At 44.7% G+C, this 12,822-nt stretch carries 8 protein-coding genes; 4 read left to right on the forward strand and 4 right to left on the reverse strand.

All coding sequences use genetic code 11. From position 1 onward, the window contains the following. Positions 1-69 precede the first annotated feature (69 nt). Positions 70-786, reverse strand: coding sequence for a type 1 glutamine amidotransferase (locus L5M37_RS10335; protein WP_263200380.1), 717 nt, complete (start codon positions 784-786; stop codon positions 70-72). 84 nt (positions 787-870) lie between these two features. On the opposite strand from L5M37_RS10335, the gene L5M37_RS10340 reads away from it, so the two are divergent. From L5M37_RS10340 to L5M37_RS10350, 3 genes are all read left to right on the forward strand, one after another. Beyond that, positions 871-1,686 carry a helix-turn-helix transcriptional regulator gene (locus L5M37_RS10340; protein WP_317630091.1) on the forward strand — a complete coding sequence of 272 codons (816 nt, stop codon included), beginning with the start codon at positions 871-873 and terminating at the stop codon, positions 1,684-1,686. A gap of 248 nt (positions 1,687-1,934) precedes the next feature. Then, complete coding sequence (locus L5M37_RS10345) at positions 1,935-3,404, forward strand: inorganic phosphate transporter (protein ID WP_105252986.1); 1,470 nt, start codon at positions 1,935-1,937, stop codon at positions 3,402-3,404. Positions 3,405-3,538: 134 nt separating this feature from the next. Beyond that, a complete protein-coding gene (locus tag L5M37_RS10350) occupies positions 3,539-4,387 on the forward strand; it encodes an isocitrate lyase/phosphoenolpyruvate mutase family protein (protein ID WP_263200385.1) in 849 nt (282 codons plus the stop codon). A 385-nt stretch (positions 4,388-4,772) separates the two neighbouring features. On the opposite strand, the gene L5M37_RS10355 is transcribed toward L5M37_RS10350, so the two are convergent. Then, positions 4,773-5,726: a DUF72 domain-containing protein gene (locus L5M37_RS10355; RefSeq protein WP_263200386.1), complete on the reverse strand. Its 954-nt coding sequence runs from the start codon at positions 5,724-5,726 to the stop codon at positions 4,773-4,775. 291 nt (positions 5,727-6,017) lie between these two features. Between L5M37_RS10355 and L5M37_RS10360 the strand changes: the two genes are divergently transcribed. Beyond that, positions 6,018-7,445 (forward strand): GGDEF domain-containing protein, encoded by a 1,428-nt coding sequence (locus tag L5M37_RS10360; RefSeq protein WP_263200387.1) that lies wholly within the window; start codon positions 6,018-6,020, stop codon positions 7,443-7,445. 134 nt (positions 7,446-7,579) lie between these two features. On the opposite strand, the gene L5M37_RS10365 is transcribed toward L5M37_RS10360, so the two are convergent. Together L5M37_RS10365 and pepN are read right to left on the reverse strand one after the other, a co-directional pair. Beyond that, positions 7,580-9,472, reverse strand: a complete 1,893-nt coding sequence (locus L5M37_RS10365; protein ID WP_263200388.1) for a methyl-accepting chemotaxis protein — start codon at positions 9,470-9,472, stop codon at positions 7,580-7,582. Between the two features lie 497 nt (positions 9,473-9,969). Then, complete coding sequence (pepN, locus tag L5M37_RS10370) at positions 9,970-12,603, reverse strand: aminopeptidase N (RefSeq protein WP_263200389.1); 2,634 nt, start codon at positions 12,601-12,603, stop codon at positions 9,970-9,972. Positions 12,604-12,822: the final 219 nt, after the last annotated feature.

Raw genomic sequence — 12,822 nt, forward strand, 5'->3', positions numbered from 1 at the left:
TGATTCATTAATCTAAAACGCCAGCTAACTTAGCTGGCGTTTTTGTTTTGGCTTGAGCCACTTTTTACTTTATACGGCTTGATAGGTTAGGACTAGATTATCTAAAAAATGCCCCAGTAACTGATTCATCCTAGCCGTTGATTGCCCCAGTATGAATTCAGGGCTTTGAATATATGGCATTTTCTGTATGCTAGAAAAAGCATTTTCTTGAGCAATTAATGGCGCTAATTGGCTACTAATAAATTCAAGATGGCATTGAAATCCAAAAACTAAATTTGTGTAACGTACAATTTGCCGCGGGCAGGCTGCACTTGTGGCGAGCACTTCGCAATCGGGAGTGAGGCCAGGCATGTCGTTATGCCAGTGGCCGACCACTTCAGTGGTCGAAAATGTCTTAAGGTTAATATCACTTTTTCCTGCCGCAGTCAGTTCAATAGGAAAGTAACCAATCTCGGCATGTGGACTCTTTTGATAACGGGCACCTAATGCCTCTCCGATTAACTGTGCCCCAAGACAAACCCCCACAACAGCTTTATTTTTTTGGATAGCTTGTCTGATAAACCTTTGTTCTGCTTGGCTATCAAAATATGGACAATCGTTTTGGCATGTCGCGGGAGACTGAGGGCCACCGAGGATAATTAATAGATCAAAACCCTCACTATTTTTGGGTAAAGCTTCATCTAGATAGATTCTGCTAAAGCTCATACTGTAGTTTTTGCTTGCAGCCCAATCGCTAAAATAGCCTGGACCTTCATAGCTTTCATGGATAATGCAATGAATGCGCATCGAGTTTTCCTGTGTCTTTTATGGGATAACGCTATGCTACAATCCTTTTTATTTGGCTGAATAACGTTATATGGACAAGTAATGATGCTAAGTCGCCAACTCGATTCGATTAACGCCATTATTGAGCAAGCGCCTAATATGCCTTCTTTTGTCAAAACGATTGAGATGCAGAAGGGTTATGTGGATGTTTTACACCAGCACTGTTGGCATCAGCTTATTTTTCCGCTTCAAGGCCTGTTACAGACAGAGGCAAATGAGGCACTTTTTTTGGTCCCCCATACCACAGCGCTTTTTGTGCCTGCAGGTGTCATGCATGAGTCTGTTGCGATTACAGATACCTGCTTTATTGGTGTCTATTTGAATCCTATGTATGGTCGAGATTATGGTGCCATGGTTAAGCCCGTCGCTATGAGTGTTTTTATAAGGGAGTTAGTGTTAACGCTCAGAAAACAATGTGCTTTTAATACCCCAACGAATGTTGAACCAATGGTTCAGGCGCCAATACTGCGTTTGCTTGAGGTGTTATATGATCAAATTAATAGTGCGGAAGGACAGACTTTCAAGTTACTGATACCGCAAGATAGGCGCCTAAAATTGATTTTTGAGCATTTAACCCAAACGCCAGCTTTAGATTTCTCTTTAGTGAAATGGGGTGAGATGGTTGGGGCATCGGAACGAACATTGTCGAGGCTATTTGTGAGGGAGTTTGGTTCTTCATTTGTATTATGGCGTCAACATTTACGGCTGATCTATTCGCTGTCTTTATTGGCCACTGACCTATCAATACAGAATGTGGCCCACCAAATTGGTTATCAAAATGATTCATCCTATATCAAAGCCTTCAAGGAGCGTTTTGGGATGACGCCACAGCGATTTCGGTTAGGCGATCATGGGATATAACCCTGTTATGGCGTATGGTTATGAACACTATTTTTAGTTGGCTTATTTAATATTGAATCAATATATTGCACCTTTTCGCGGCACAAATATTCATTTGGCTGAATAAAATCAAGCCAGTGTTAATTGCAAGCATGCTACTGAGTTATTGGGGGCTAATTCACTTTTTGACAATCTAAACAATTTTTCACTGTAAAAGACCCCAAACTTGGGCGTAATCTGTGGGCGTTCTCGCCATGGGTAAGTATTTTATGTTTGAAATGTTCACAACGTTAGGCTTTGCGTGGTCGGTGGGTTTAGTCCTTGCCGTACTTTTTGTACTGGCATACGAATTTATTAATGGCTTCCACGACACGGCAAATGCGGTGGCGACGGTGATCTATACCAAGGCAATGCCGGCAAATCTGGCGGTCGTTACCTCCGCACTATTTAATTTTGCGGGTGTGCTGTTAGGGGGGTTAGGGGTGGCCTATGCGATAGTGCATTTATTACCCGTAGACTCCTTGCTCGGTATGGACTCAATCCAAGGCTTGTTGATGGTGTTTTCCCTGCTATTTTCGGCAATTATCTGGAACTTAGGTACTTGGTATTTTGGTATTCCGGCATCGAGTTCCCATACCTTGATTGGTTCGATAATGGGCGTGGGTGGCGCGTTCGCTTGGATAAATCATCAGCCTATCCTACAGGGCATTAATGTCTCTAAAGCAACGCAGATCATGCTGTCCTTGATTATTTCGCCAACCTTAGGGTTTGTGATGGCAGGGATTTTTTTGCTCATCATGAAATACGTTTGGCAGAAACATAAAATTCACCGTACCCCAGATGAGCAGATGCAGATTAATGGTAAAAAACACCCTCCATTTTGGGCAAGGGCGAGTTTAATTATCTCTGCTATGGGGGTGAGTTTCGCCCATGGTTCTAACGATGGACAGAAGGGGATAGGTTTAGTGATGCTAGTGCTGATTTGTATGGCACCGGCTTATTTTGCCTTGGACATGGGCAGTCAACCCTATGATTTAGAAAGAACTCAAGATGCTAATCGTCGCATTATGGCGATTTATGACCGTAACCAAGCCGTTATCGCGGATGTTATCGACTTTAAAGCCTTAGTCAACGTTCCCGAATATATGCTGGCCCATTGCTCATCTGCCAATGTATTACCGGCGATGTCGTTGCTTGACCGTCGCTTAGCAAAAGTCTCAACTTACAAAGATATGGATGTAGAAGAGCGACGCGAGGTGCGACGTTTATTGTTGTGCATCGATGATACTGCTCGCCAAGTGGCTAAATTGGATCTTCCTGCTAAGGATTTGAGTTCATTGGCTAAATGGCGAAAAGATCTCACTAGAACTACTGAGTATGCGCCCATTTGGGTGATTATTGCCATTGCGACTGCGCTGGGTTGCGGCACGTTGGTGGGGTGGCGGCGGATTGTATATACCGTGGGGGAAAAAATTGGTTCATCGAGTATGACTTACAGCCAGGGCATTGCCGCGCAGGTCACCGCTGCCGTCTCTATTGGGATTGCCAGTATGACGGGGATGCCGGTATCGACAACTCATATTTTGTCTTCCGCTGTAGCGGGTACTATGGTGGCTAATCGTTCAGGGCTTCAGATCCAAACCATTAAGCAGATCATGCTTGCTTGGCTGCTGACACTACCTATTACTATGTTGCTCTCCGCGAGTGTGTTTATCCTTGCCAATGCACTTTGGGGTTAGCCAAGAATACTCAAGTTGAATGCTCACATAGCCAAGCCTTGAGGGCTTGGCTTTTCGGTTCAGTGCCGTTTCCCGCGATAATTACCTAAGCCATCTTGTTAGAGTTGAGCCTTCAACACCAACAAGGACATAAGATGGCTGAGCAATCTAGAACATTTTTCAAAGCACTACATCAACAATCAGAGCCGCTGATATTAACTAACGCTTGGGATGCAGCCAGTGCGGCCATCATCCAAGCATCGGGCGCCCGTGCGATTGCGACCAGTAGCGCGGCATTGGCTTGGTCGCTCGGTTATCCCGATGGGCAAGCGCTACCTAAAGCGGCTTTATTGGACGTAGTGAACAATATCCTACGGCTGAGCCGAGTGCCCGTGACGATAGATATTGAATCTGGTTATAGCCAAGATCCCGATGAGGTTGCTACTTTTGTTGTGCAGCTCGCTGAGCTTGGCGTAGCAGGAATTAATATTGAGGATGGCAGTGCAAGTGTTGCTGAGATGGTGGCAAAAATTAAAGCTATTCGCGCCCATCCTCGTTGCCAAGGATTATTTATTAATGCGCGAACTGATGTGTATTTACTGGGTTTAGCCAGTGGTGAGGCCGCTGTTGTTATGACTATCGATAGGTTAACTCAATATCAGGCTGCGGGTGCTGATGGTGGCTTTATCCCTGGCGCGAATCAGGTCGAGACCGCTAAGCGCTTGTCTGCCGCTGTGGATATGCCACTGAATTTTATGCTATTGAATGAGCAGATGGATATCGGCGAGTTATTTGCCGCAGGTGTGCAGCGTTTTTCCACTGGCCCAGCTTCATTTTTACAGGCCTATAGCACTTTGCTTAATCCAATTTTGTTAAATTCAATTAAGGCAAAACCGTTTCAGAGAGAGTCAAAAGATGCGGTTATTGCCGCTGATAAGGATTCAATACCTAAAGCCATTTCCCTTGGTTTTGAGCAAATGAATAACTTATTTATCCCGAGTTAAAGCTGTTTTTCATTATACCCAAGCTACCTGAAGATACGAGTTTCAGAGCGCCCAGGGTGCTTCAATTCAAGGCGCATTAATGACAGAATGTCGGCCACCTTTTGAATTGATGCAACACGGAAGTGGAGAGCCCTGGGCGCTCCGTCCCGGCGGGTTTTAACGCACTTTATGCTGCGTTGGTTATTTTTAACTTAGCCCGCTAGGCCTGCAAATAACCGCAATCGCCATGGATGGCGTGAATGCCATTTATGCAGGAGCAATAAATGGCCTTGCCTAAAGTGCGTTAAATTCCCGCTGAATCCTGCATCTTCAGGTTGTTTGGGTATATACCCACGGCGAGTTTGCCGTGGGTTTCTTCTTACGTCCATTTTACTTAGCGACCTTTTTACCAAGAAAGTCCCAGCTGCGTGCTTGTCTCCTCAGGTTTCTTATCAAGTAGTCTTAGCTCGGCGAGTTGAATATGCGCTGCAATTTGGCTGCGCAATTTTTGATAGAGACGGATGGCTAGTTCAGGCGCGGCTTCATTGTCGGGAGTATGAATAAATAGATAGGGCTCTCGACCTTCTGCGAGCCATTGCGGGAGTTGGGTGAGCCAATTATCAAAAAAGGTATCGTTATCCTTAGGTAAAACAGCAACGCCTTGCTGTGCGAGTTGTGCGACGGCATCGTCTGGTTGGCCGATAAAGCGCACCACTGGATTATTGGCGGTGGCAATCGCATGCACTGGCACTCGAGGTTTTTTCTTGTGAGCGTCGATAATCGCGACATTGCAGGGCGGCAGTGCAAACAAGGGCCTGCTGTCCATGATGATGCGATTCACTTTTTTATCGATGAGTAATCGATTAAGCGCACGCTCGGCATCTCCCTTAGCAAAAAACGCAGCATGCCTGACTTCGACGCCATAGGTTAACCCTTGGGGGATTTGATCTAGAAATTGCGCTAACGCAGGCAAGCTTTCTGGGCCGAAATGGGCGGGCAGTTGAATTTTCCAGATCCCTGTTTTATCGATTAATGGTGTCATTATCTGGAAAAAATCTTTCAATTCTTGGCCGCAGTGTTGCAATAATCTTTGGTGAGTGATGGTTTGCGGTAGTTTGAAGGTAAAACGAAAGCTATCGGGCGTGGCACTGTGCCAATTCATTACCGTTTGCTGTGCAGGCGTTGCGTAGAAGCTGGTGTTCCCTTCGACAGTATTGAATATTGTCGCGTAACGGGCGAGTCGCTCCGCTTGTTTAGTTCCGTGACCATACACACTTTCTTGCCAATTCGAGTGCGACCACATGGCAAGCCCAAGGCGAAAATGGTTGGGTTGATGTAACGGAGAGCACAATCGGTCCAAAAATAAATTCCTTTAATGCGATTTGCGCGTACCAAAGCCGCGCCCTGATGTTGACCAACATTTTAGGGCATTGTGCCGATATCTGTCGTCCAGAGTCAAATAGTGCCACCGATGGCCTTAAGTATTGTGTTTGATTTTGTTTGAATTTAACTCTGTAAAAGTCGGACTTAACTTAGCCAACTCTGGAATGACATTGAAAATTAACCTACTCTAATAGTGCGTTATTATTATTTTTATGCTTATGATCAAACTTAGGACTTAGCCAAAGACGGACGTTTATTGGAGAATTACGTGAATAATGATGGCTACACTTCCTTAAGCAATTTTATCGACCTTCTCTTGGATGCTATTTGTGTCGTCGATAAAGCGGGGAGGTTTGAATTTGTCAGTGCAGGGGCAGAACGTATTTTTGGCTATACCCCAGAAGAAATGATGGGTATGCAGATGCTAGATCTTGTCATTCCAGAGGATAGGGAACGCACTCTCGCAACGGCCAATGAAATTATGGCAGGTCGCTTTAAAGTCGATTTTGAAAACCGTTATGTGCGTAAAGATGGTGTTATCGTCGATATTCTTTGGTCTGCACGTTGGTCCGATGCTTATCAACAACGTGTCGCAGTCGCTAGAGATATTTCTAAGAGCAAAAATGCCGAACGTAGACAAGCAGCCTTATATGAGATTTCAGAGGCTGTGCATGTCGCTGAGGACTTGCTAGCCCTATATCGTCGAATTCATGAAATTATTGCTAAATTATTGCCTGCAGCAAACTTTGCTATTGCATTGTACGATCAAGATTTAAATGAATTAAGTTTTCCTTATAAAGCCGCTACTGGCAAGGATTCACTTATCGATATTGCAAGTTTCAGTGTGTTCACTGACCAAGTGATCCGCAGTGCTGAGTCTTTACTCCTGTGTCCCGTGACTTTAACTGATTATCCCCAAGCGATTCGTGAAGATTTGGGTAATGGCAGTTTAAGTTGGCTGGGTGTGCCGCTGAAGCTACAGAAAGGCGTTATCGGCGCTTTGATTATGCATAGCTTGCCCACTTCGGCTTCATATACACACCAAGACCGTGAGTTATTGGAGTTTGTTTCTACGCAAATAGCCTTTGCAATTGAGCGTCGACAAATGCTCGCGCGATTAGAGCATATTGCACTTTATGATCAGTTAACCTTGTTACCCAATCGTGAGCTTTTTTACGATAGATTTCAAAAGGCGCTATCTCGAGCCCATAGGGAATCAAGTTATTTCTCTTTGCTTTATTTAGACTTAGATAAATTTAAGTGGGTTAACGATACTTTTGGTCATAGCGTGGGCGATTTATTACTGCAAGTGACAGCGCAGCGAATAGTCAGTTGTGTGAGGGGCTCAGATACCGTTGCGCGTTTTGGGGGGGATGAGTTTGTCATCTTACTTGAACGAGTCGATTCAGCACATAATACCCTGCTGGCTGCGCAAAAAATATTGCAAGTATTCGAGCAACCCTTCGAGCTTGCCGAACAGCAGATCCATATTCTGCCGAGTATCGGTATTGCTCTGTATCCAGAGCACGGTGAAGATGAGAAACAGCTTATTTCCTGTGCCGATACTGCTATGTATAAAGCTAAAAAGAATGGCGGAAATCGAATTGAAATGGGTTACCAAGGATTAAGAAACTTACATGCTGAGCTTCGGCCTGAGGCCAATATTCCTGAAAATAAAGCGATGAAGATCATTTAAGCTTGTTTTAGGTAAGCCATTGTAAGTCTTTGAAGAAATAATATGTAAAGAAATGCCCGCAAATGTCACTGACACTTGCGGGCATTATTGTATGGAACTGTTGATGTAATCTTTATATAAAATAAGGCTTTTGATTACAGTTTGAAGCGATTAACTTCCTGCTGCAATGATGCGGCTAAATGGGCGAGCTCTTGAGCTTGGACCATAGACGTTTGTGCCTCAATCGAGAGATTCTCTGACACTTCACGAATCGACTCTGTATTACGGTTGATTTCGCTGGTGACTGAGGTTTGCTCCTCGGCTGCAGTGGCAATTTGGCTCGCCATATCTGAAATATCATTAATGGCTTTGCTGATTTGCAACAGACTTTCACTGGCTGAATTAGCATCGGCCACACTGGTTTCTGCCATTTCATGACTTTGAGTCATAGACTTAACGGCTTTGCCTGCGGTTTGTTGTAGGGTTTCGATCATCGCTTGAATTTCTTGTGTCGATGAATGCGTACGTTGTGACAGTACACGCACCTCATCAGCAACTACAGCGAAGCCACGACCTTGTTCTCCTGCACGTGCCGCCTCAATGGCTGCATTGAGTGCAAGTAAGTTGGTTTGCTCTGCGATGCCACTAATGGTCAACAAAATGCTGTTGATCTTTTGTGAGTGCTCGTTCAGTTCACCGATAATTCGCCCTGCAGTTTCGACTTCACTGGCTAAATTACGGATAGATTGCTGGCTTTGCATTACCTGTTTATGGCCATGGTTTGAAAGTCCGACCGCATTTTGAGCGGTCTGCGCTGTATGCTCCGCATTACTGGCAATTTCCTCGGTGGCGCTGGCCATTTCGGTCACCGCAGTGGCAACCATAGTCACTTCATCTTGCTGTACTTCAATGCGCTGACTGTTATCCGTTGCCGACGCACTACTTCCTTTGGCTTGATATTCCAATTGACCCGCAATCTTGTGCATGCGGGAAATCATACCGTGTAGACGTTCTACAAAGCGGTTAAAACCCGAAGCTAACATACCAATTTCATCGTGACTGTTGGCAGTATGAATGCGCACAGTGAGATCGCCATCGCCCTCGGCAATATCATTGAGTGCTTGGGCAACGCGTTCGAGATCTTTGAATTGAATTTTAAAGATGGCGATTAAAATCAAACCAAACAGCACCAATAGTGCAACACCTACGGCAGACATCCACCAAGCGAGATCGGTTGCCTGTGACATGATTTCTTGCTTATCCATTACGAAAATCAGCGCCCAGTCTGTTGAGGGTATTGCCGCAACATAGACTAACTTAGTGGCACCATCGAGGTTTCGCTCTTCCATCGTATTGGCATTAGTGCGCTGTGATAACCAGTTATTACTAAAATTACTATCGATTTTAGTGAGTTGTTGAGTATTTAGCTGGCTATTGGGATGACTAATAATGAGCCCTGCATTATCGACCATCAGAGTGTAACCTTTGCCTGGTACTTGGAGGCGCTGCACTGCATCTGTTAACTGATCTATGGTTAAGTTCGCAGCCGCTACGCCTATGAGCTGGCCTGAGCTCATCACAGGTTCTGCTATAGTTACGACTTGTTTTTTCAATGTGGCGCTGACGTAGGGCGCCGTCATGATCATTTTACCCGCCGTTTTAGCATCCATATACCAAGGGCGAACGCGGGGATCATAATTTGCGGCATTCAGCGACGGATCTTGGCGATACATGTTGCCTTGCTCGTCACCATAGTAAGTGAGGGCAAAGTCAACCGCAGTATGCGCTTGCAACAAATGAGGGGTAACGTTGGTACTAGGTTCGGCTTCAATGGTTTGCTTTAGGCTCGTAATGGCCATTTTTCTGTCTTGCATCCACTGACCTATGCCGGATGAAAAGGTATTCGCCAGTTGGTCAATTTCATGTTGGGTGTTTTCTAACGCATTATTTCTAATGAAATAACTAGAGATACTTACGAGTACAGCAATAGTGATCAGTACAGCGGAAAGACTGCTAAACAGCAGCCGCGTTTTGAGTGTCGATCGCATAATCTATATCCTTTATATTCCGTTAGCTCTCTAACGTTGTTTTAGTATAGCGGCAGTACGGGGCAAAACATTAAATCATTGAAGAATTATAGTAATAAATTTAGAAGTGACGCCCATAATTTATGAATTTAATAATTACATGATTTTTATATCAATAACGATTGCGTCAGCGGTTGTTTATTTGATGAACGGATGGAACTTAGCAGACTAAACTGAAGAGATGAATAATATTTTACAGGTGATAAATAACATTAGTTATCGACAGTAAGCCGTTAAAATACATAAGCTCAAGCTAACAATTTAATTAAATATGTCTCTGGTTGTGAGTGTGATTAATTCATTATTCAGAATGCTGGCTTGTTTATATCAAAGGTTAGTGAGCTTAATTTCGCGCAGGTAGCATCTTGTGTGCTGGTTCAAGTTTAAGACTCATCTGTAACAGAGCATAAAAAAGGGACTCCTAGGAGCCCCTTGTTCATTTTAAAATGACCTAAATATTAGTGGGTCATCTTATTTTTGATCAGCACACAACGCTGCTCTATTTGACGGGTTTCCAGTAGATTACGGCGGGTAAGGTTAGATAGCCCAGTTTGGCGATCAAGTACTTTGTCCAATGCCGCTATGCTAGTGTAATTACAATCGGTTGGGATGAGGAAATGGCTATAATTACGCATAAATACTGGCCCTTTTTTGTCCATATCCATTAAGCTCGCCAGACGCTCTTCCGCTGTAGCTGCACTTAATAGTTTTTGCTCAGCAGGATAAAGATTTTGCATAATAATCCGCTGTTTGGAGAAAGGCAGGCTGTCTAGATGGACTTTACTTAACCAACGACGTTTTGCGGCCGCTTCAGGGCGGATCACTTGTGCCGCAAGTGCCGCTTTTTCGCCAGAGTCTGAATTATCCTTGGCAGCTTCTTTGGTTAAGCGCTGCAGCGCGTTAGGAAAATCATAGCGATTAAGCTGGGTGATGATTGCCCATCGTAAATCTTGATCTAAAGTTAACCCCTTAATTTTTGTTTCACCGTCAATGAGTTGTGCTAAATGACGCAGTGAATCTCTGTCGCTTGCTAAACTGACATAGGCATTGAACCAGATCCGTTGGAAGTCATTATCGCCTTTATTTTCCATTGCTTTTCTCAGACTCATTTGGCTTAAGCCTTTAATTGCATTTTCAGCGTAGTTTTGCTGAATAGGGGCGATCTGCGCGAGATATTCCTTCGAGCGCAACATGCTATCGATGATCTGACCAACAATCGTGTAGTCCGTCTCAGCTGGCGCGTTAACAAACACTGTGCTTAGGTATTGATCTAAGCTCAATTTACCTTCGCGGACGCTGTCCCACAGACTTTGCCACAGCATAGATCGCAGTAGTGGATCGGAAATGTTACTCAGTTGTTGTTTTGCGGTATTAAATGACTTGTCATCAAGCTCGACTTTCACAAAGCCCCAATCATCAAAGTTTGGATAGACTAGGTCTGGGCAGCGCTCACCAATCAGTTGTCTAACTTCGGTACGCTCGCCTTTGTAAGTCACTGGCACTGTAATGTCATTTCGCAGATCAAAGCGACCTTGGGTAAATAGAGCCACTTGGACTTTTTGTTCACGTAATGTGGGTAGCTCTGCGCTTGCAGGGAGCTGCCGTAGGCTAAATTCGCTGATTCGGTTGCCCTCACAACGATATTCCGCCTTGATGGTGTTAACGCCCGCGCTGTAGAGCCATTCTTGAGTCCATGCACTTAAATCGCGGCCAGCGGCTTTCCCTAGGCTATTGATAAAATCGTCTAACTCAGCGTTTTGATAACTGTATTGTTTTAAATAGTTACTGACGCCACGACGAAACACCATGTCCCCGAGTAAATGGCGTAATTGTTTCAGCGTTGATGCGCCTTTTTGGTAAGTGATAGCATCGATATTGTCGAAGGCGTTCTGGGTTGTTGCTACGGGTACTTCAATGGGGTGCGTGGTGACTAAGCTGTCTTGCTCATAGGCTTTTTGCTTGCCTTTAGCGTAGAAGGTACGCCAAGCATTAGTGAACTCTGTAGCTTCTTGAGTCGCTAGTGTGCCCATAAATGAAGCAAAACTTTCATTTAACCACAAGCCGTTCCACCATTTCATGGTGACGAGATCGCCAAACCACTGGTGCGCCATTTCGTGCATGATCACGCCCGCAAGATTTTGCTTCTGATCCGCTGTCATAGCCGCTTTATGAAGGAAGATATCTTCGGAAAAGGTCACTGCGCCTGCGTTTTCCATCGCGCCATAAAGGAAGTCTGGCACTAGAATTTGATCGTATTTCTTAAAGGGGTAAGGAATACCAAAGTAATTATCGAAAAAAGTTAACCCTTGTTTTGTATAGGTAAACCAATCCTGCTCCGTGACTTGGTTAGCAACTGATTGACGGGCGAACAGGCGCATAGGATAGCGGCCTGAGTTGTCTTGCCACATGTGATAAGGGCCCGCGTGCATCGAAAAGTTATATGGGCTTAGCTTAGGTGTTTGTGGGAAAGTCCAACGATTGTAAGCACCCGCTGGGGTGATTTGGCTTTCACGCATCGAGCTAATGACTTGCCAGTCTTTGGGCGCTGTTACCGTAATTTGATAGTTAGCCTTGAGATCCGGTTGGTCGAACACTGCGAACATCTGCTGAGCTGCAGCGGGTTCAAAATGAGAGTAGAGGTAGACCTTGCCATCGATTGGATCTTTAAAACGGTGTAAACCTTCACCATTGGTGCTGTGGGCACGGCTAAATTGCACTTCAATGGTATTTTCACCTGAGGTGAGTAAACGCGTATTTAAGCTGATATAAGCGCCATTGTAATTGGGGTATACGGCGGTACCGTTGATGATAAAGCGTTTTATCTGCGCCTTGTTTAAATCTAAGCTCAGTTGTTTTGGCACTTCACTTAATTGAAATGTCACTTTGGAGGTGGCGGAAAACTCGGCGTCCCCTGTGAGCTGAAAATCCAAGTCATAGTGAATATCGGAGATGACCTGCGAGCGAAGCGCAGCCTGATATTGGCTAATATAAGCGCTAGCATCACGTGGACCCGTATTGAGTGTACTTTGGGTTGCACACGACATTAATGTGCCGCAGGTAAGGGCAACGAGACTGGCTTTAAACAAGTTCACAACTTAAATCCTTCAACGATTTGTTTTGTTTTCTGCTTGGATGTTTGGATTCAATATCGTGTGTGTAGGTTTGCCTTTGTGGCAAATTATCCCCTGCGCCAGTGCCGATTTGAGCCAGTATCATTGCAGTGTATTTTGGCCGAGTACACTACCTTATTTGCCTAGGATAACCAATGTTAAAAATGTAAAAAAAAAGCCAGCATTTCAGCTGGCTTATTG

The sequence above is a fragment of the Shewanella sp. SM69 genome (assembly GCF_025653985.1).
GTDB classification, from domain to species: Bacteria; Pseudomonadota; Gammaproteobacteria; order Enterobacterales; family Shewanellaceae; genus Shewanella; species Shewanella oncorhynchi.

Excerpts from the sequence above, each read along its gene's own strand:
- L5M37_RS10340 (WP_317630091.1), top strand. The coding sequence starts at position 871 with ATGCTAAGTCGCCAACTCGATTCGATTAACGCCATTATTGAGCAAGCG.
- L5M37_RS10365 (WP_263200388.1), bottom strand. The coding sequence starts at position 9,472 with ATGCGATCGACACTCAAAACGCGGCTGCTGTTTAGCAGTCTTTCCGCT.
- L5M37_RS10350 (WP_263200385.1), top strand. The coding sequence starts at position 3,539 with ATGGCTGAGCAATCTAGAACATTTTTCAAAGCACTACATCAACAATCA.
- L5M37_RS10335 (WP_263200380.1), bottom strand. The coding sequence starts at position 786 with ATGCGCATTCATTGCATTATCCATGAAAGCTATGAAGGTCCAGGCTAT.
- L5M37_RS10345 (WP_105252986.1), top strand. The coding sequence starts at position 1,935 with ATGTTTGAAATGTTCACAACGTTAGGCTTTGCGTGGTCGGTGGGTTTA.